General features: G+C 68.6%; 20 protein-coding genes. 14 read left to right on the top strand and 6 right to left on the bottom strand.

The window, feature by feature from the left end; genetic code table 11:
* Nucleotides 1-72 precede the first annotated feature (72 nt).
* From EES48_RS00880 to EES48_RS00910, 7 genes are all read left to right on the top strand, one after another.
* A complete protein-coding gene (locus EES48_RS00880) occupies nucleotides 73-717 on the top strand; it encodes a flagellar basal body-associated FliL family protein (RefSeq protein ID WP_122464496.1) in 645 nt (214 codons plus the stop codon).
* Between the two features lie 3 nt (nucleotides 718-720).
* Complete coding sequence (gene fliM, locus EES48_RS00885; protein WP_122464497.1) at nucleotides 721-1,770, top strand: flagellar motor switch protein FliM; 1,050 nt, start codon at nucleotides 721-723, stop codon at nucleotides 1,768-1,770.
* On the top strand, nucleotides 1,770-2,360 hold the full coding sequence (locus tag EES48_RS00890) for a DUF6468 domain-containing protein (RefSeq protein ID WP_122464498.1): 591 nt from the start codon (nucleotides 1,770-1,772) through the stop codon (nucleotides 2,358-2,360). The genes fliM and EES48_RS00890 overlap by 1 nt, the downstream gene beginning before the upstream one ends.
* 86 nt (nucleotides 2,361-2,446) lie before the next feature.
* Entirely contained in the window at nucleotides 2,447-3,355 is a 909-nt protein-coding gene (locus tag EES48_RS00895; RefSeq protein ID WP_122464499.1) for a MotE family protein, read from the top strand.
* A gap of 55 nt (nucleotides 3,356-3,410) precedes the next feature.
* Nucleotides 3,411-3,662 (top strand): DUF3297 family protein, encoded by a 252-nt coding sequence (locus EES48_RS00900; RefSeq protein ID WP_122464500.1) that lies wholly within the window; start codon nucleotides 3,411-3,413, stop codon nucleotides 3,660-3,662.
* The gene (gene lspA, locus EES48_RS00905; RefSeq protein ID WP_122464501.1) at nucleotides 3,662-4,213 is read left to right on the top strand and encodes a signal peptidase II; all 552 of its coding nucleotides are present in this window, start codon (nucleotides 3,662-3,664) and stop codon (nucleotides 4,211-4,213) included. The genes EES48_RS00900 and lspA overlap by 1 nt, the downstream gene beginning before the upstream one ends.
* Before the next feature lie 55 nt (nucleotides 4,214-4,268).
* The gene (locus EES48_RS00910) at nucleotides 4,269-4,826 is read left to right on the top strand and encodes a DUF3035 domain-containing protein (protein ID WP_122464502.1); all 558 of its coding nucleotides are present in this window, start codon (nucleotides 4,269-4,271) and stop codon (nucleotides 4,824-4,826) included.
* On the opposite strand, the gene EES48_RS00915 is transcribed toward EES48_RS00910, so the two are convergent.
* Nucleotides 4,827-5,429 carry a TlpA family protein disulfide reductase gene (locus EES48_RS00915; RefSeq protein WP_122464503.1) on the bottom strand — a complete coding sequence of 201 codons (603 nt, stop codon included), beginning with the start codon at nucleotides 5,427-5,429 and terminating at the stop codon, nucleotides 4,827-4,829.
* Here EES48_RS00915 and argH point away from each other — a divergent pair.
* The 4 genes from argH (at nucleotide 5,428) to EES48_RS00935 (ending at nucleotide 9,223) form a co-directional block, all read left to right on the top strand.
* Nucleotides 5,428-6,840, top strand: a complete 1,413-nt coding sequence (gene argH / locus EES48_RS00920; protein ID WP_122464504.1) for an argininosuccinate lyase — start codon at nucleotides 5,428-5,430, stop codon at nucleotides 6,838-6,840. The genes EES48_RS00915 and argH overlap by 2 nt on opposite strands.
* Nucleotides 6,837-7,076 carry a hypothetical protein gene (locus EES48_RS00925; RefSeq protein ID WP_122464505.1) on the top strand — a complete coding sequence of 80 codons (240 nt, stop codon included), beginning with the start codon at nucleotides 6,837-6,839 and terminating at the stop codon, nucleotides 7,074-7,076. The genes argH and EES48_RS00925 overlap by 4 nt, the downstream gene beginning before the upstream one ends.
* A gap of 4 nt (nucleotides 7,077-7,080) precedes the next feature.
* A complete protein-coding gene (gene lysA / locus EES48_RS00930; protein WP_122464506.1) occupies nucleotides 7,081-8,370 on the top strand; it encodes a diaminopimelate decarboxylase in 1,290 nt (429 codons plus the stop codon).
* A 73-nt stretch (nucleotides 8,371-8,443) separates the two neighbouring features.
* Nucleotides 8,444-9,223, top strand: a complete 780-nt coding sequence (locus EES48_RS00935; protein WP_122464507.1) for a sulfite exporter TauE/SafE family protein — start codon at nucleotides 8,444-8,446, stop codon at nucleotides 9,221-9,223.
* Between the two features lie 63 nt (nucleotides 9,224-9,286).
* On the opposite strand, the gene EES48_RS00940 is transcribed toward EES48_RS00935, so the two are convergent.
* The 3 genes from EES48_RS00940 to EES48_RS00950 all read right to left on the bottom strand — a co-directional run bounded on the left by EES48_RS00940 (nucleotide 9,287) and on the right by EES48_RS00950 (nucleotide 11,476).
* Nucleotides 9,287-9,889 (bottom strand): glutathione S-transferase N-terminal domain-containing protein, encoded by a 603-nt coding sequence (locus tag EES48_RS00940; protein WP_122464508.1) that lies wholly within the window; start codon nucleotides 9,887-9,889, stop codon nucleotides 9,287-9,289.
* 90 nt (nucleotides 9,890-9,979) lie between these two features.
* The gene (locus EES48_RS00945; protein ID WP_122465076.1) at nucleotides 9,980-10,738 is read right to left on the bottom strand and encodes a Bax inhibitor-1/YccA family protein; all 759 of its coding nucleotides are present in this window, start codon (nucleotides 10,736-10,738) and stop codon (nucleotides 9,980-9,982) included.
* A gap of 114 nt (nucleotides 10,739-10,852) precedes the next feature.
* A complete protein-coding gene (locus EES48_RS00950) occupies nucleotides 10,853-11,476 on the bottom strand; it encodes an SCO family protein (RefSeq protein WP_122464509.1) in 624 nt (207 codons plus the stop codon).
* 29 nt (nucleotides 11,477-11,505) lie between these two features.
* On the opposite strand from EES48_RS00950, the gene EES48_RS00955 reads away from it, so the two are divergent.
* Nucleotides 11,506-12,957, top strand: a complete 1,452-nt coding sequence (locus EES48_RS00955) for an ActS/PrrB/RegB family redox-sensitive histidine kinase (RefSeq protein WP_240623171.1) — start codon at nucleotides 11,506-11,508, stop codon at nucleotides 12,955-12,957.
* Between the two features lie 31 nt (nucleotides 12,958-12,988).
* Nucleotides 12,989-13,558, top strand: a complete 570-nt coding sequence (locus EES48_RS00960; RefSeq protein WP_122464510.1) for an ActR/PrrA/RegA family redox response regulator transcription factor — start codon at nucleotides 12,989-12,991, stop codon at nucleotides 13,556-13,558.
* A 3-nt stretch (nucleotides 13,559-13,561) separates the two neighbouring features.
* Here the strand turns inward: EES48_RS00960 and mmcB are convergent, their stop codons facing one another.
* Nucleotides 13,562-14,008: a DNA repair putative endonuclease MmcB gene (mmcB, locus tag EES48_RS00965; RefSeq protein ID WP_122464511.1), complete on the bottom strand. Its 447-nt coding sequence runs from the start codon at nucleotides 14,006-14,008 to the stop codon at nucleotides 13,562-13,564.
* A 44-nt stretch (nucleotides 14,009-14,052) separates the two neighbouring features.
* On the bottom strand, nucleotides 14,053-16,626 hold the full coding sequence (gene ligD, locus EES48_RS00970; protein ID WP_122464512.1) for a DNA ligase D: 2,574 nt from the start codon (nucleotides 16,624-16,626) through the stop codon (nucleotides 14,053-14,055).
* Nucleotides 16,627-16,810: 184 nt separating this feature from the next.
* On the opposite strand from ligD, the gene EES48_RS00975 reads away from it, so the two are divergent.
* A complete protein-coding gene (locus EES48_RS00975; protein ID WP_122464513.1) occupies nucleotides 16,811-17,923 on the top strand; it encodes a glycosyltransferase family 4 protein in 1,113 nt (370 codons plus the stop codon).
* Nucleotides 17,924-17,939 lie beyond the last annotated feature (16 nt).

A 17,939-nucleotide genomic window follows, 5' to 3' on the forward strand; every position in this document is an offset into this window, starting at 1 on the left:
CCGGTTCTGAACGTCTCGTTAACCAAACCCGGCGCATCTGACCGAGGGACAGTGCGTGAGGGCCCGGAGCCGATGCTCAAGCTTCCGAAGTTCGGAAAGAAGAAGGACGCCGCCGCGGTCGACGCGGCCGTTCCGGCCGTGGCCGAGGGCGACGCCGCCGAGAGCGCGGCGCCGGCCAAGAAGAAGCTGCCTCTGCTGTTCATCATTATCCCGGCCGCCCTGGTTGTCCTGGGCGGAGGCGGCGGCGCGGCCTTCTTCCTGATGAAGCCCAAGCCGGCCGCGGCCGAGGAGGGCGGCCACGGCGAGGCCAAGGCCGATCACGGCGCCAAGAAGGAAAAGGGCGGCGGCCACGGCGGCGGGGAGGACGGCGAGGCCGATCCCGAGCTGGGCAAGATCAGTTCGGGCCCCGACGGCGCGACCTTCTACACCCTGCCGGACATGGTGGTGAACCTGCAGTCCGCCGACGGCCGCCCGACCTTTCTGAAGATGACGGTGACGCTCGAGACCCACGACGCCCACGTCGCCGACGCCCTGATGGCCGACGCGCCGCGGGTGAAGGATATGATGCAGACCTTCCTGCGCGAGCTGCGCCCCGAGGAACTGGCCGGCTCGGCCGCCAGCTATCAGCTGCGCGCCGAGATCCAGCGCCGCGTCAATCTGATCGCCGCGCCCGGCAAGGTGGACGCCGTGCTGATCGAAGAGATGCTGGTGAACTGACGGATGAGTGCGGCCGACACCCTCGACGAAGCCTTGGCCGAAGCGGGCGGCGGCGCCTCGCCCTTGGCCGAGCGCGTGCTGAATCAGGAGGAGATCGACAGCCTCCTGGGCTTCGATCTCGGCGACGACGACTCGGCTGACAAGCGCGGCATCCGCGCCATCATCAACTCCGCCCTGGTCAGCTACGAACGGCTGCCGATGCTGGAGATCGTCTTCGACCGCCTGGTGCGGCTGATGACGACGTCCCTGCGGAACTTCACCTCCGACAACGTCGAAGTCAGCCTCGACAACATCTCTTCGATCCGGTTCGGCGACTACCTGAACTCCATCCCGCTCCCGGCCATTCTGGCGGTGTTTCGGGCCGAGGAGCTGGACAACTACGGCCTGCTGACGGTCGATTCCAACCTGATCTATTCGATCGTCGACGTGCTGCTGGGCGGCCGTCGCGGCACGGCGGCGCTGAGGATCGAGGGCCGCCCCTACACCACCATCGAGCGGGTGCTGGTCCAGCGCATGGTCGAGGTTATCCTGGCCGACGCCCAGGCCGCCTTCGAGCCCCTGACGCCGGTCAGCTTCAACCTCGATCGGCTGGAGACCAACCCGCGCTTCGCCGCCATCGCCCGGCCGGCCAACGCGGCCATACTGGTCAAGCTGCGCATCGACATGGAGGACCGGGGCGGACGGGTCGAGCTGCTCCTGCCCTACGCCACCCTGGAACCCATCCGGAAGATGCTGCTGCAGCAGTTCATGGGTGAGAAGTTCGGGCGCGACAACATCTGGGAAGGCCACCTGGCCACCGAACTCTGGACCACCCACACCGAGGTGCGCGCCGTGCTGGACGAGCTGTCGGCCCCCCTGTCCAGCGTGCTGGATCTCAAGGTCGGCGACACCCTGATGCTGAACGCCTCGCCCGATTCGGCCGTGTCGCTGCGCTGTGGGGCCATCCCGGTGACGACCGGCCGCATGGGCCGTCGCGGCCAAAACATCGCGGTGCGTGTGGACCAGCGCGTCAAGGTCGACCCCGCCAGCCTGATCAAGAAGGGAAAAAGCTGATGGCCGGACTGATCCTGGATTCCATCCTGATCCTGCTGCTGGTCGCCGCCGTCGGCTACGGCGTCCGCCTGGAGAAGAAGCTGACCGTGCTGCGCGATGGTCAGGCCGCTTTCGGCAAGGCGGTGGGCGAGCTGAACGGCGCCGCCGGGCGGGCCGAGAGCGCCCTGGCCTCGCTGCGCGCCGCCGGCGAGGAGGCCGACCTGTTGCACGACCGGATCATGAAGGCCCGCGCCCTCAAGGACGAACTGGAAGTCCTGATCCGCAAGGCTCCGCGCGCCGAGGCGGCCAGGATCGATGCGCCGTTGGCAGAGCCCGCTACCCCGGCTCCTCGTTCCGTCGTCGAAAAAGCCCCCATCTCTCCGCCGGCTGAAAGCCGGTCGCGGATCGAAACCCTGTTCGCGGAGGCGCGCGGCCGGCTGGATCGTCACTCGGGCGAGGCGCAGCGACCCGTCGCGACGACAGCCGAAAGCCTGTTCGAGGAGCAGCCCCGCGCCAGGCCGGTGCTGCAGGCCCTGGCCGCTAACCACGCCGCTCAACAAAGCCTGAACCGCGCCCGGCGTAATCTCGATGAAGACCTGTTCGCGGCTTGATCTGTGTCCCTATGCCCCGCCGCGCGGCGACGGGGCGACTTGAGGGACGATCGCGCCGTCCGATTTTTTGAAGCCGAGACCTCCTGATGTCCAAACTGCCTCGCCTGTTGCCGCTGATCGCCGTCGCCATCGGCGGCGTGGCGGTCATGCGCGTCGCCGGGGTCGGGCCCGAGCTGTTTCAGGGCGCCCAGGCCTGGGCCGAGGAGGCGGCCGGCAATGTCGCCCCTTCGCTGGACGCCACGACCCAAAGCCGCCCGCCGGCGGTCTGCGCCCTGACCTCGGAACAGCTGGCTCAGCAGGCCGGCATTTCGCCGGCCGAGCTGCGCATCATTCAGAGCCTGTCGGCCCGCCGCGGCGAGCTGGACGCGCGTGACACCGATTTCGCCACCATGCTGCCCCTCATGGTCGCGGCCGAGCAGAAGCTGGATGCCAAGGTCCAGGCCATGAATGCGCTCAAGGCCGAACTGCAGACCCTGGTGGGGCAGGTGTCGGAGCGGGAGCAGGCCGAGACCGATCGCCTCGTGTCCGTCTATCAGGCCATGCGGCCCAAGGAAGCGGCGGCGGTGTTCACGACCCTGGACGACAGCGTCCGACTGCCGGTGGCCGGCGCCATGCGGCCCCGCGCCCTGGCGGCGATCCTGGCCCAGATGCCGGCGCCGGCCGCGCGCGAACTGACCGAGAAACTGGCCCGCCGCTTCGCCGCGCAGCAGGCCGCAGCGCGCGCCGCCACCGCCGAGGCGACCCCGGCCGCCGCCACCGCGCCAGCCACGGACGAAGCCACGCCGGCTGCGGAACCGCCCAGGCCCGAGGCGGCCGCGCCAGCGCCTCAGCGCGCCGCACGACCGGCTCCAGTCCGCCCGCGGCCCCAGCCCGCCCGTACCCCGCCAGCGGAAAAGGCCGCCGAGGAAACGCCGCCCGCCTCGGGTCCTCGCCCCTACGCTCCGGCACGAGCCGCCCCGGCGAACGCCGAGACGCCGCGCCAGACCGTTAGCTGACAAGCTTCGCATCGCCGCGTTGCCCGAAGCCCTCGGGCCCGCTAAGAGCCGGGCCATGAGCGACACCCTGCCCGACCGCCTATCGGTTGATCCGAACAGCCCCTTCTACGACGAAGCCCTGCTCCAGCGCGGCATCGGCGTGCGCTTCAAAGGCGAGGAAAAGACCAACGTGGAGGAATACTGCGTCTCCGAGGGATGGGTGCGCCTGGCGTTGGGCAAAAGGGTTGATCGCAAGGGCAACCCCCTGACCGTCAAGCTGCAGGGTCCGGTCGAGCCCTACCTCCAGTCCCCGGAAGGCGAAGAGTGATGACGCCGACCCGGCTCGCTCTTGTCGCCTACACGCTGGCGCTCGGCGTCATCATCGTGGATCAGATCACCAAGGCCTGGATGCTGTTCGGCCTGCATCTGCGCGAGGTCGGCCAGATCCTGGTCCTGGATCCCTGGTTCAACCTGTCGTTCGTGCTCAACCGTGGCGTCAGCTTCGGCCTGCTGACCGGCGGCGAGACGGGCCGTTGGCTGCTTACCGCCTTTTCGATCATCGTCGCCGGCGGCCTCGCCTGGTGGGCCAGGCGGGCCGATCGGCCGTTGCTGGCCCTGGCGCTTGGGTCTGTGATCGGCGGCGCCCTCGGAAACGTGATTGACCGCATCCGCTTCGGCGGCGTCGTCGATTTCCTCGATTTTTCAGGTATTGGCTTCCCTTGGGTTTTCAACGTCGCCGACAGCGCCATTTCCATCGGCGTGGTCCTGCTGATCCTCGACAGCCTCCTTTCCGAACGCCGCGCCAAGCAGCAGGCGGACGCCGCCAAGCGACGCGACGACGCGGCCGCCTCGGTTGGCGCGGCCCCCGAAAAGTCGTAATCCCCCGCTTTCCAGTTCCTTCGCGCCCGATCGGCGAGACCGGAGTTTTTCTTTCATGCGTCCCACCCGCCTTATCCTCCTGGCCGCCGCCTCGGCCGTGGCCCTGTCGGGTTGCCAGAGCTTCCGCAACTCCGTCGGCCTGGAGCGGGTCCGTCCCGACGAGTTCCTGACCGTCTCGACCGCGCCCCTCACCGTTCCGCCGGAATACGCCCTGACCCCGCCGCAGCCGGGTCAGCCCCGTCCGCAGGAACTGGCTCCTGAGAGCGCCGCCCGTCAGATCCTGCTGGGACAGCGTCAGGCCATCACCCGCACCACCGGCGAACAGGCCCTGGTCGCCCAGGCGGGCGCCGACCGCGCCGATCCGCTGGCGCGCTTTGTCGTCGACGACGAGTTCGGGGACCTGGCTCACAAGGAGCAGAGCTTCGCCGACCGGCTGATGTTCTGGCGCCGAGACGACGCCTCCACCCAGGGCGCCACGACCACGGTGGGTTCCGAAGGCAATGTCACCATCGACGCTGCATCAGAGCAGGCCCGGCTCCAGGCCCTGACCGGCGGTCAGGCCATCGTCATCCAGCGCGGCGACAACCGCGGCTTCAAGCTTCCCGGCCTCTGATCACTCGGCTCTGAGCGCGTCGATAACGGCGCGCGCCTCGGGGCTCGACCAGTCGGCGGCGCCGGTCTTCCAGGCGCGGATCCGGCCCTCGCGGTCGATAAGGACCGTCTGCGGCATGGCCCCTGCGCCCGGCAATTCGAAGGGCAACCGAAAGCCAGCCTCGCGATAGAAGGCCAGCGGCGCGTGCTCGGCCAGAAAGGCCCGCGCGGGGGCTTCCTGTGCGGGATCGCCATCGACATTGATGGCCGCCACCACGACCTCTCCCGGATCATACGCCTTCTGCAGCGCCGCCAGGGTCGGCATCTCCTCACGGCACGGCGCGCACCACATGGCCCAAAGATTGACCACGGCCACCTGGCCTTCGAAGGCCGTGAACGTTGTTTCGCCGCCGTCCGGACCCGTAAACGGCAGGGCGGGGGAGGGCGTCGGGGTCTCGGCGATCGTCAGCCCGGCCATCTCTCCCACGGCCAGAGCCTCCAGACCCCGATCGCGGTTTACAAAGCCCGATGCATAGGCCACCACCCCGGCGACCGCGATCAGGCCGAGGAGCCCCGCCGCCACGGCGATCCCGCGCCGCGATTTTCGTTGAGGAGGCGTCGCCATGTCCGACCAATCCACGCCCCCAAAGGAGCCGACGGGCCAGTCTCTATGGGGCGGACGCTTCTCGGCCAAGCCCGCCGAGATCATGCAGGCCATCAATGTATCGATCGGGGTGGACAAGCGCCTGTGGGAACAGGACATCGCCGGCTCGCGGGCGCATTGCCGCATGCTGGCCGCGCAAGGGATCATTGGGAGCGCCGACGCAGAGGCGATACTGGGCGGTCTCGACACGATTGAGGGCGAATTGAGGGACGGCGACTTCCCCTTCCGCGACCAGTACGAAGACATCCACATGAATGTGGAGGCGCGTCTGGCAGAGCTGATCGGCGAGCCGTCCGGACGCCTGCACACCGCGCGCAGCCGCAATGACCAGGTGGCGACCGACTTCCGCCTTTGGGTGCGCGACGCCTGCGACCGGACTGTCGTCCAGATCCACGCCCTGCAACATGCCCTGCTGGACCAGGCCGAGGCCAACGCCGACGCGTTGATGCCTGGCTTCACCCACCTGCAACCGGCCCAGCCGGTGACGCTCGGCCATCACCTGATGGCCTATGTGGAAATGTTCGGCCGCGACGCCGGGCGTTTCGCCGACGCCCGTTCACGGATGAACGAAAGTCCGCTGGGCGCGGCCGCCCTGGCCGGGTCCCCCTTTCCGATCGACCGTGAGGCAACGGCCGGGGCGCTGGGTTTCGACCGGCCGATGGCCAACAGCCTGGACGCCGTCTCGGACCGCGACTTCGCCCTGGAGAGCCTGGCCGCGGCGTCCATCACCGCCGGGCATCTGTCGCGCCTGGCCGAGGAAATCGTGGTGTGGATGACCCCCCAGTTCGGCTTCGCGACCCTGCCCGACGACCTGACAACCGGCTCCTCGATCATGCCTCAGAAGAGGAATCCCGACGCCGCCGAGCTGGTCCGGGCCAAGACCGGGCGGATCACCGGCTCGCTGATCGCTCTGACCACGGTGATGAAGGGCCTGCCGCTGGCCTATTCCAAGGACATGCAGGAGGACAAGCCGCCGGTGTTCGAAGCCTTCGACGCTCTGGACCTGGCGCTGACGGCCATGACCGCCATGGTCGCGGCCCTGATCCCCAACCGCGAGCGGATGGCGGCGGCGGCGGGTGCGGGCTTCTCCACCGCCACCGATCTGGCCGACTGGCTGGTGCGTGAACTGGGCATGCCGTTCCGCCGCGCCCACCACGTGACCGGCGCGGCTGTGAAGCGGGCGGAGGCCTTGGGCGTCGGTCTGGACCAATTGCCGCTGTCCGAACTGCAGAAGCTTGAGGCGGGGATCACCGATTCCGTCTATGGAGTGCTGTCGCCGGAGGCCTCGGTCGCGAGCCGCAGGAGTTTCGGGGGGACGGCGCCGGACGGGGTCCGCGCGCGCATCGCCGACTGGAAAGAGCGCCTGGCATGAAGACCGCCTTGCAGATCGCCGCTTGCGGCCTCCTTATTCTCGGCGTCGCCGCCTGCGGCCGCATGGGCGCGCTCGAATCGCCCGACGGCCGCGAGACCGAACGCGCCATGCGCAATGCCTGGGACAAGCCTCTGTCCGACCCGGCCATGTCCAATCGTCCGCCCAGCCAGAACCCGATCGACGGCGGCCCCAACGACCTGATCGGCGGCACGGCGGCCGGCCGCGACCCCTACTGACCCCATGACGCCCTTCCCCCGCCGGGACGGGGCGCTTCATGCCGAATCGATCGCCCTGTCGACGATCGCCCGAGAGGTCGGCCCGCCCGTCTATGTCTACTCGGCCGGCGGTTTTCGGGCGCAGGCCCGGCGACTGCGCGAGGCCCTGGCCCCCCATCCTGATATCGTCGACCCGCTGATCGCCTTTGCGGTCAAGGCCAATGGCAACCGTTCGGTGCTGTCGGTGCTCGCGGCGGAAGGCCTGGGCGCCGACACCGTTTCCGAAGGCGAGATACGCCGGGCGCTCGCCGGCGGCGTGCCGCCCGACCGCATCGTTTTTTCCGGCGTGGGCAAGACCGACGCCGAACTGGCTTTCGCCGTCGCAACCGGCGTGCGTCAGATCAATGTCGAGTCGGCGCCGGAGCTGGAGCGACTGATTTCCGTGGCCCGCGAACAGAGCCGCGTTCCTGACATCGCCATCCGGGTGAACCCGGCCATCGGCGCCGGAGGCCACGCCAAGATCACCACCGGCGGGGCGGGCGACAAGTTCGGCGTTCCCGTCGCCGAGGCGCTGGAGCTTTACGCCCGCGCCGCCGCCTCAGGCGCGGTCAGGCCTGCTGGCCTGGCCTGCCACATCGGCAGCCAGATCACCGATGTCGCGCCGCTGAGGTCTGCCTTCGCCGTCATGCGCGGGCTGGTCGAAACCCTGCGCGGAGAGGGTCTGGCGATCGAACGGCTCGATCTCGGCGGCGGCCTCGGCGTGCCCTATCGCCCCGGCGACCCCGACACGCCGTTTGACGCCTATGCCGAGGTGGTCGCCGAAACGGTCCGCGATCTCGATGTTCAGCTTGTTCTCGAACCTGGCCGGGTCATCGCGGCCGAGGCCGGTGTGCTGCTCAGCCGGGTGATCCAGGTCACCGAGCGCCCTGATGGCCGCCGATTCCTGGTGCTGGACGCCGCCATGAACGACCTCAGCCGTCCGGCCCTCTATGACGCCGAGCACGAGGTCGTCGCGGTGGCCCCGGACGGTGAGGGCGAGGTGATCTATGACGTCGTCGGGCCGGTGTGCGAGACCGGCGATACCTTGGCGCGCGGTCGGCTCTTGCCGGCGCTTCGAGCCGGGGACTTGGTCGCCATCCTGACCGCGGGCGCCTATGGGGCGACCATGGCCAGCGAGTACAACGCTCGGCCGCTCGTGCCGGAAGTCCTGGTCGACGGCGATGATTGGGCGGTGATCCGTCGCCGTCCGGATCCGGACGCGTTTCTCGAGCGAGAGCCGGTCGCCGAATGGTTGGGATCGACCGCGAAATCGTGATTGCCGACGCGGCGGATTCGCGCTCAATGTCGCCCACGGCCTGCGCCTCCCCGGGCTGACGGACGTCACCGACATGGAAACCTTCGCCCTCTTCGTGCTGGTGGGCTTTCTGGCGCAGGCCGTCGATGGCGCGCTGGGCATGGCCTATGGCGTGGTGTCGAGCACGGTGCTGCTGGCCTTTGGCGTACCGCCCGCCGTCGCCTCCGCCTCGGTCCACGCCGCCGAGGTGTTCACCACCGGCGCCTCGGCTTCCAGCCATGTGCTGCACAGGAACGTCACCTGGAGGCTGTTCATCCCCCTGGCCGCCGCGGGCGTCATCGGCGGTGCGCTGGGCGCCTATGTGCTGACAGGGATTGAAGGAGACGTCATCAAGCCCTTCATCCTCGCCTATCTCGGTATTCTGGGCGCCTGGATCCTCATCCGTGGTCTTCGGGATATTCGGCCGAGACACATCCGCAGCGTCTGGGGGGCGCCTCTGGGCCTGATCGGAGGCTTCATGGACGCCGTCGGTGGCGGGGGCTGGGGACCGACCGTCACTACCGCCCTGGTCGGAGCGGGCAAGGAGCCGCGCCGGGCCATCGGCACCGTCAACACCGCCGAATTCCTGGTCACTATCGCGATCTCGGCGACCTTCGTCTGGGCCCTGCTTTCGGGGCACTGGGACGAGGCGGGCGCGCTTCAGGACCACGGCTGGGCCGTTGCCGGCCTCATCGTCGGCGGCTTGATCGCCGCCCCCTTCGCCGGGTGGATCGCAAAGAGCATCCCGACGCGCGTTTTGACCCTCATGGTCGGGGCGCTGGTTTTGCTCCTGGCAGCCTATCAAGGGCTCCAGCTGGCAGGGTTCGCGCCATGATGCTGGTGCTAACGCACGGCTCGCGGAGCCGTGCTGCTTGAGCGCCGGAATGGCTCAGGCCGGTCAGGCCTGAGCCGGATGCGTCTCCCGGAAGCTTTCGCGCTGTTCCAGACGCGCCGTCAGCGCGGCCAGTCGAGGCCGCGTCGCCAGCCAGTCGGTGTCCGGGTGGCGAAAGCCCAGCCAGGTTGCCGCCACGGCTGTGGTGATCGTGCCCAGATGCAGGGGCTCTTCCTCCAGAGACAGGGCTTCGAGCGCATCCAGCGATCGCTCCATTCCCGCCGTCCAGCGTTGCATCCAGGACGGCGAACGCTCGCTCTCGGGCCGCCGTTTCTCCAGAACCAGCTTGACCCCGGCCTCGAGCACGCCGGACGCCAGCGTCTCGATCCGCCGTACCCGCAGCCGCTCCGGCCCTGTCTCGGGCAACAGCCGCGGACCCGCGCCCAGACCATCCAGATACTCACAGATCAGCGGACTGTCGGTCAGCGGCAGGCCGTCCTCGGCGATCAGGGCCGGCACCTGGACCAGAGGGTTGTTGGCGACCAGTTCCGGTGCGTCGGCATACGGATCGGCGACGATCTCGCGAACGCGGTTCCCGAGACCTTTCTCGCGGGCGACGATCCGGCACTTGCGGGCGTAGGGGGAGGGGGCGGTGATGAGCAGTTTCATGCCGCCCCGGATAGCGCCGCCTGAGCGCCGCGCAAACAAAAACCCCCGACCGCGAGGCCGGGGGTTCTGAGGATCGAAAAGGCCAGTGCGCTATTCGCGTCCGCCCATCAGCGCCAGCATGAACTGGAACATGTTGATGAAGTTGATGAACAGGCCCAGCGCACCAAAGCCGGTGGCCACGGCCAGGCCGTGCTTATCGCCCTCCAGCGCGTAGTAGGTCATCTTCAGCCGCTGGGTGTCGTAGGCGGTGAGGCCCGCGAACAGCAGCACGCCGATGATGTTGATGGCGAAGTAGAAGACCGGGTTCTGCGCCGCCGGCAGGAACATGAACACCAGCGAGGCGATGATCAGGCCGATCACGCCCATGATCAGGAACTTGCCCATCGGCCCAAGGTCACGCTTGGTGGTGTAGCCGAACAGGCTGAGGCCCCCGAACGCGGCCGCCGTGACGAAGAAGGTCGAGGCGATCGAGGCGTTGGTGTAGCGCAGGAAGACGATGCCTAGGCCCGCGCCGATGGTGGCGACCACGGCCCAGTAGAGCAGGTTCACGCCACGCGCCGACGGGTTCTTCATGAAGAACATCGAGCCGAACAGCATCACCAGAGGCGAGAACTGGACGATCATGCCCAGCAGGGTCAGGCCGACGCCATTGGCCGTCTGGACGAACAGCAGCTCCTGCACCGCCGGCACATTGCCGGTCACATAGGCCAGTGCGCCGGCGACCACGAGGCCGATGGCCAGCTTGTTGTAGACGCCCAGCATGAAGGTTCGCAGGCCGGCGTCGACCTCGACCTCGGCACGGGCCGGGGCCTGGGCCGGGCGGGAAAATCCATTGTTGAAGTCGCTCATGGCGAGTTCGGTCTCCTTGAGGCCGGGCATCAGGCCCGGTCGCGTGAACGCAATATCGAAACAGACAACGCAAGACGCAAGCGAAACCGCCAGCGGCTAAGAGACGCGGGCCTTTCAGCCGCGCGACATGGCGCGCCGAATCAACTCTGCCGAGCGTTCGGGCCCGAGCTCGGAGCTCAGCGTCGTCCGGAAGCGACCGTCCGGCCCCATCAGATAGATCGCCAGCGAGTGGTTCATCAGATAGGCGTCGCCCTCGCCCACCTTCTCGTAGAAGGCGCGGTAGGCGTCGGCGGCCTGGTCGACCTGTTCCGGCGTGCCGGTCAAGCCGATCACCCCCTCGGGAAAGCTGGACGTCTGGAGATAGTCCGCAAGGGCCTCAGGCGTGTCGCGCTCTGGATCGATAGAGATGAAGACGATCTGCATGTCCTCGCCCTCGGCGCCCAGTTGGCGCTGGATGGCGTCCAGCATCTGAAGGGTCGTGGGGCAATAGTCCGGGCAGTGGGTGAAGCCGAAGAAGACCAGGCTCCATCGCCCGTCCAACACGCTCTCATCGACCGCCTGGCCGGTCTGGTCGACCAGTTGGAACGGTCCGCCGACCTGCGCCTCGCCGGTGGTCACCACCGTGGTTCCCAGATCGGCGTCCGCGCGCCGCGACTGGACGATCAGGGTCGCGCCCACGAGAGCGACAGCCAGAACCACACAGGCCAGGGCGAAGAAGAGAATGCGGCGGCTGGGCACGGAATCGGCCTCCTGAGGCGTCCGGTCGCTTGGGCGGACCGATCGAGGCGGTCTATACGGCTCCGGTGACCCTGTCGCCAGAGCCCCCGTCGACGCAGGTTTCGCCCGCCGGGCCGGCGCGGGGCCTGTCGCTGCGCACACTGGTCATCATACGCTGGCTGGCCCTGACCGGGCAGTTGGCGGCGGTGCTGTTCGCCCACCAATGGCTGCATTTCGACCTGCCGCTCGAGCCTTGCCTGGCCACCATTCTGGCCGGATGCCTGTTCAACATGGCGGCCATGGCGCGGCTGGGCGAGCCCGGATCACGCCGCCCCGATGGCCCCACCACGGCGCTGCAGCTCGGCTTCGACATCCTTCAGCTCAGCGTCATGCTGGCCCTCACCGGCGGGCTGGAAAATCCGTTCAGCCTGCTGCTGGTCGCGCCCGTGACCGTGGCCGCCGCCGCCCTGCCCGCGCGCCCGGCGACCGTGCTGGCCCTGCTGGCGCTGGCGGCCATCACCGCCATGTATTTCTGGTCCATGCCGATCCCGTGGCGGCACGGAGTCGATCTGCAGATTCCAGCGCTCTATCGCCTCGGCATGGGCCTGGCCCTGGCGGTCGGGGTGGTGTTCACCGCCGGCTACGCCTGGCGCGTCGCCCATGACGCGGAGCGCCTGCAGCACGCCCTGGCCGCCACCTCCGAGGTGCTGGAGCGCGAACAGCGGCTGGCGGCTCTGGGCGGGCTGGCGGCGGCGGCGGCGCATGAACTCGGCACGCCCCTGGCCACCATCCAGGTGGCGGCCAGGGAGATGGTCCGGGCCACACGCCATGATCCGGCGCTGGCCGAGGACGCCCAATTGATCCTCGATCAGGCCGCTCGTTGTCGTGATATCTTGCGGGGCCTGTCCCAGCGGCCCGAGGACGGCGACGCGCTCTATCGTTCAATTACTCTGGCGGCCCTGCTGGAGGAGGTCGCGGACCCTCACAGGGGGCCTGACCTGAAGCTGTCCCTCATGGTCGCGCCGGACACGGCCGAGCTCAGTGTGCGGCGGCTACCCGAGATCGTCCACGCCCTGTTCGGCATCGTCGAGAACGCCGCAGACTTCGCCCGCGCCGAGGTCGAGGTGGCGGCCCGGCTGATCGACGGCCGGATCGTCATCGAGGTGGCCGACGACGGCCCGGGCTTCGCGCCCGAGGTCATCGCCCGTCTGGGCGACCCCTTCGTCAGCCGCCGAGGTCGCGCCCGCGGCCGGCTCGGCGCCGCCATCGCCCGCCGACGCGGCGCGCCGACAGGCGGGGAGGGGGAGGGCCTGGGCCTCGGCTTCTTCATCGCCCGCACCCTGATCGAGCGCACCGGCGGCCGGGTCACCGTGCTGGGACCGCAGCCGCGTCTCGGTGCGCTGCGAGGGTTCGGAGACGGCGCCGGACTGTCGCGCTCTCGGCTTTCCGGCGCGCGGGTGGTGGTCGATTGGCCGCAGGCGGCGCTGGCCGTCGACCCTTGACGTTTCGCGCGGTCGGCACGACTTCCCCAATATGACCGACGTTCTTCCTTCCCTGGAGGATCGCCTCCAGGCCCTCCCCGACAAGAGCCTGTTGTTGCTCGACGACGACCAGGCCCTGCGCACCCGGCTGGGCCGGGCCCTGGAGTCGCGCGGCTTCCAGGTCACCACCTGTGAATCCGTTTCCGCAGCGGAGGCCGCGCTCAACGAACGCGCGCCGGCATTCGGCGTCATCGACATGCGGCTTGAGGACGGCAACGGGCTCGCCATCGTGGAGAAATTCCGCCAGGCCCGACCCGAGGCCCGCGTCGTCATGCTGACCGGCTACGGCGCCATCGCCACCGCCGTCGCGGCGGTCAAGGCGGGGGCGGTCGACTATCTGTCCAAACCGGCCGACGCCGACGACGTGGTCAAGGCTCTGCTGTCCGCCGAGGGCGAGACACCCGAACCGCCGGACAATCCGATGAGCGCCGACCGGGTCCGATGGGAGCATATCCAGCGCGTGTATGAACTGTGCGACCACAATGTTTCGGAGACGGCGCGTCGCCTCGGCATGCATCGCCGGACCTTGCAGCGCATCCTGGCCAAGCGCGCGCCGCGTTGAGCCCTAGTCCCTGATGGACCGCAGGGCGCCCAGCCGCGCGAACGCCAACGTCAACGCCTTGCGACGCGCCGGAGCCAGCGGCGTGCGCGCGGCCTCGCGGAGGACGGCCCCACCGAAGGCATCGGCAACGATCAGGCCGCAGGCCTCGTCCAGCACGGCTTGCGGAAACTCCGGCGCCACGGCGAAATAGAAGGCGTCGCAGAAGGGCCCGTACTCGGCCCACTTGCGGTCGCAGCGATAGTCCTCGATCCCCGACTTGACCTCGCAGATGACGATCTCGCCGCGCGGCCCTAAGGCCATGACGTCGGCGCGCCGCCCATTGGGCAGACCCACCTCCAGTAGCGGCGCATAGCCCAGATCCGCCATCAGCCGCGCCGTCCCGCGCGTGACGCCCAGGGTCGTCTCGGGGCGAGAAAAGGCCAACTCCAGATGCACGGCGGCGGCGGTCATCGGCCTTTTATGTTCGCCTTGCGTTCCGGGCGCAAGCGCGGTCCCTAGAGACCGACCTTCTTCAAAGCGGACCGCAGACTGACCTCCCCCTTCCTGAAATCCTTCCACGGATCGGGCTTCTTCAGCAGCTCCGCCGCCTCGTGCATCGTGAAGGCCTTGGGATCGAGGCCTTTCTTCACCTGGATCCAGGCCAGGGGATAGGCGATCCCCGCGCCCGGCCGAGCGCGCGGCGACCACGGCGCCACCGCCGTCGCCATGCGGCCATTTCGGAGATAATCCAGGAAGATCTTTCCACCCCGCGCCTTCTTGGCCAGGGTGGTTGTGAAGCGGTCGGGGCTTTCGCGCTTCATGATCTCGGACACCTGTTTGGCAAAGGCCTTGGCCTGGTCCCACTCGATCCGACTGCGGCCGTCCGATTTGATCGGCACGACGACATGCAGCCCCTTGCCGCCGGTGGTCTTGACGAAGGGATTGAGGCCCAGCCCCTCCAGCTGCTTGCGCACCATCCGCGCCGCCTCGATCACGTCGTCGAAGTCCAGCCCCTCGTCGGGATCGAGGTCGAAGGTGATCTGGTCCGGCGTCTCGGGATCGCCCGGTCGCGCGCCCCAGGGGTGCAGCTCCAGCCCGCCCGCCTGACCGATGGCCACCAGGCCGCCGACGTCCACCACCCCGACATAGGGTTTGCGCTCCTTCACATCGATCAGCTTCAGCCGGGGGTTGGAGCCCGGCATGGCGTGGCGCTGAAAGAAGGTTTCGCCCTCAATGCCTTCGGGCGCTCGGATGATCGACACCGGCCGGTCGGCGACGTGCGGCAGGATGCGCTCCGCCGCCATCTCGTAATAGCGGGCCAGATCGGCCTTGGTCAGGGCGGGTTTACCGGCGGCTGCTGGCCATAGCGCCTTATCGGGGTTGGAGATGGTGACTCCCGCGACGATCACCTTGCCAGGCTTCGACACGGTCGCAGAGGGCGCCGACTGGCCCGATTTTGCGGACTTGGCCTTGGTCGACGGGGCCTGCGGGTCATCCGTCACCTCGCTGGCCGGCTTGTCCTCGCGCAGACCCTTGTAGGAGGCGTGACGCAGCGTGCCGGATTCGGTGAAACCGCCGTGTTCGATCTCGGCCACCAGCACGGGCTTCACCCAGTGGATGTCCCTACCCCCGCGCGGCGCGCCCTTGCCGGTGAACGGGCTGTGATCCGCCGCCGCGCCCTTCAGCGCCGGAACCAGGGTCTTGAGCAGGGCGGCGGAGTAGCCGGTGCCGACCCGCCCCAGCGACCTCAGCCCGTCCTTGTCCCGCACCCCGACCAGCAGCGATCGGAACCGCGTGCCGCCCTCGGACGACCAGCCGCCGATCACCACCTCGTCGCGCCCCCGGCACTTGGACTTCAGCCAGGTTGAGGACCGCCCGGCGCGATAGGGCGCGTCCAGCTTCTTGGAGATCACCCCCTCCAGATCCATCCGGCAGGCGCTGTCGAGGATGGCCTGTCCCGAGGTGGCGAAATGCTCGACGAAGCGCAGCCGCTTGGCCGCCGATCTCGGAGTTCGGTCGATATGGGCCTGGAGCCGGGCCTTGCGGTGCGACATCGGCAGGGCCCGCAGATCCTCCGCGCCCTCATGCAGCAGGTCGAAACCGAAGAAGACCAGATCGGCCGTCTTGCCGTCCGCGATCGCCGTCTGCAGCGCCGAGAAATCCGGCATGTGATCGGCATCCAGCGCACAGATTTCGCCGTCGAGCACGCCGTCCGGCCATTTCGCCGCATCGGCGGCGATCTCCGGGAACCGGTCCGACCAGTCATGGCCCCGCCGGGTGAACAGCCGCGCCTGGCCGCCCCCGACCGAGACCTGGATTCGGTAGCCGTCGAATTTGATCTCGTGCGCCCATCCCTGGCCGCCCGGCGGGTGGTCGGCGACCTTGCACAGCTGGATCGGCAGGAAGGCGCGGGGTTTCGCCACCGACGCTTCGGCCTTGGTCGGCTTCGGCTTGGCCGGGCCCTTGCGCGCCACGGGCTTGGACGACGTCCACTGCTTCCTGCCCTCCGCGATCTCCGACAGGCTGCGCCCCGAGGCCACCGAGGCGTCGATCTCCATATTGGCGTCGCCCTCGCCGGGCACGGCGTGCTCGTCCTTCTCCTTGATCAGCAGCCAGTTGTTGCGCTTCGAGGGTTTGCCGCGATCGGACTTCAGCCGCACCAGTGCCCAGCCGCCCTGTAGCCGCTCGCCGTCCAGGCACATCTTGATCGATCCGCGCGACCAGTCCTCAGCCAGAGTGTCGGGCGATTGCGGCCGCCAGCTTCCCCGGTCCCACAGCTGCACCGTGCCGGCGCCATAGTTGCCGGACGGGATGGTCCCCTCGAACGTCCCGTAATCCAGTGGATGGTCCTCGACCTCGACCGCCAGCCGCTTGACCGCCGGATCGCGCGACGGCGCCTTGGTCACCGCCCAGGACTTGAGCACCCCGTCGATCTCGATGCGGAAATCGTAATGCAGCCGCGTCGCCGCGTGGCGCTGGATCAGATAGGTCAGCTCGCCCTTGCGGGCCCTGCCCTTGGCCCCCTTGGGCTCAGGCGTCAGGTCGAACTTGCGCTTGGCCTGGTAGGTTTTCAGTTCGCCCTTCGCCACCCGCGCCTCCCTCTGCCGGCAGGACAACGGGCGACGGCGGGTTTTGGATCAGCGATAGCCCAGCCTAATCATGAAACTCCGCTGAAACCCCCTGAAAAATATCACCGATCCGGGAACTTCGCGCTTGCGAAATGATTGACGCGAGTAGACCGGCCGCAACCCGGCCGTGTCGGAGCGCCTCCCCATGAAAATCGCCCAAGTCGCCCCTCTGTACGAAGCCGTTCCGCCCAAGCTGTACGGCGGCACCGAGCGGGTTGTGGCCCACCTGACCGATGCCCTGGTCGATCTCGGCCACGACGTGACCCTGTTCTCCAGCGCCGACGCCGAGACACGCGCGCGCCTCATCCCCGTGCGCGATCAGGCCATCCGGCTGGATCCGGCGCCGTTGAAGTCCGATCTGGCCGCCCACCTGACCATGGTGTCCGAAGTCCTGGCGCGCGCCGACGAGTTCGACATCATCCACTTCCACACCGACATGATCCATTTCCCGGTATTCAGCCGCATGGCCGACCGGACCATCACCACCCTGCATGGGCGGCTGGATCTGAAGGACCTGGCCGGCGTCTACGAGCGCTGGCCCGAGTTCGGCCTGGTGTCGATCTCTGACGACCAGCGCCGGCCGCTGCCTTTCGCCAGCTGGAAGGCGACCGTGCATCACGGCATGCCGGGCGAGCTTTATCGGTTCTCGCCGGAATCGAAGGGCTATCTCGCTTTCCTCGGCCGCATTTCCCCGGAAAAGCGCCCCGACCGCGCCATTCAGATCGCCACCGCCCTGAACAAGCCGCTGAAGATGGCGGCCAAGGTCGATGCGGCGGACAAGATCTACTGGGAGACGGTCATCAAGCCGATGGTCGACGCCAATCCCCTGGTCGAGTTCGTCGGCGAGATCGCCGATCATCAGAAATCCGAGTTCCTGGGCGGGGCCGAGGCCCTGTTGTTCCCGATCGACTGGCCCGAGCCCTTCGGCCTGGTGATGATCGAGGCCATGGCCTGCGGCACGCCCGTTGTGGCGTTCCGCTGCGGCTCGACGCCCGAGGTCATCGATGACGGCCACACCGGCTATCTGGTGGACACCATCGAACAGGCGGTGGCTGCGGCCGGGCGCGCGCATCTGCTGGACCGGGCGGCGATCCGGGCGCGGTTCGACCTGCGCTATTCGGCAACCGCCATGGCGCGGCGCTATCTCGACGTCTACGGCGACCTGCTGGCCAGGCGTCCGTTCGCCGAGGAGGCTCTGCCGGACGTGGTCACGCGCCTGAGGCCGTCCGAAGACCGCAGCTTCGCCGCCATCGCCTGACGCCCGATCTGAATTC

This window comes from Brevundimonas lutea (assembly GCF_003704105.1).
Taxonomy (GTDB): domain Bacteria; phylum Pseudomonadota; class Alphaproteobacteria; order Caulobacterales; family Caulobacteraceae; genus Brevundimonas; species Brevundimonas lutea.

Bases quoted from the DNA above. Each gene is read 5' to 3' on its own strand.
- EES48_RS00880 (WP_122464496.1), top strand. From the start codon at position 73: ATGCTCAAGCTTCCGAAGTTCGGAAAGAAGAAGGACGCCGCCGCGGTC.
- fliM (WP_122464497.1), top strand. From the start codon at position 721: ATGAGTGCGGCCGACACCCTCGACGAAGCCTTGGCCGAAGCGGGCGGC.
- EES48_RS00890 (WP_122464498.1), top strand. From the start codon at position 1,770: ATGGCCGGACTGATCCTGGATTCCATCCTGATCCTGCTGCTGGTCGCC.
- EES48_RS00895 (WP_122464499.1), top strand. From the start codon at position 2,447: ATGTCCAAACTGCCTCGCCTGTTGCCGCTGATCGCCGTCGCCATCGGC.
- EES48_RS00900 (WP_122464500.1), top strand. From the start codon at position 3,411: ATGAGCGACACCCTGCCCGACCGCCTATCGGTTGATCCGAACAGCCCC.
- lspA (WP_122464501.1), top strand. From the start codon at position 3,662: ATGACGCCGACCCGGCTCGCTCTTGTCGCCTACACGCTGGCGCTCGGC.
- EES48_RS00910 (WP_122464502.1), top strand. From the start codon at position 4,269: ATGCGTCCCACCCGCCTTATCCTCCTGGCCGCCGCCTCGGCCGTGGCC.
- argH (WP_122464504.1), top strand. From the start codon at position 5,428: ATGTCCGACCAATCCACGCCCCCAAAGGAGCCGACGGGCCAGTCTCTA.
- EES48_RS00915 (WP_122464503.1), bottom strand. From the start codon at position 5,429: ATGGCGACGCCTCCTCAACGAAAATCGCGGCGCGGGATCGCCGTGGCG.
- EES48_RS00925 (WP_122464505.1), top strand. From the start codon at position 6,837: ATGAAGACCGCCTTGCAGATCGCCGCTTGCGGCCTCCTTATTCTCGGC.
- lysA (WP_122464506.1), top strand. From the start codon at position 7,081: ATGACGCCCTTCCCCCGCCGGGACGGGGCGCTTCATGCCGAATCGATC.
- EES48_RS00935 (WP_122464507.1), top strand. From the start codon at position 8,444: ATGGAAACCTTCGCCCTCTTCGTGCTGGTGGGCTTTCTGGCGCAGGCC.
- EES48_RS00940 (WP_122464508.1), bottom strand. From the start codon at position 9,889: ATGAAACTGCTCATCACCGCCCCCTCCCCCTACGCCCGCAAGTGCCGG.
- EES48_RS00945 (WP_122465076.1), bottom strand. From the start codon at position 10,738: ATGAGCGACTTCAACAATGGATTTTCCCGCCCGGCCCAGGCCCCGGCC.
- EES48_RS00960 (WP_122464510.1), top strand. From the start codon at position 12,989: ATGACCGACGTTCTTCCTTCCCTGGAGGATCGCCTCCAGGCCCTCCCC.
- mmcB (WP_122464511.1), bottom strand. From the start codon at position 14,008: ATGACCGCCGCCGCCGTGCATCTGGAGTTGGCCTTTTCTCGCCCCGAG.
- EES48_RS00975 (WP_122464513.1), top strand. From the start codon at position 16,811: ATGAAAATCGCCCAAGTCGCCCCTCTGTACGAAGCCGTTCCGCCCAAG.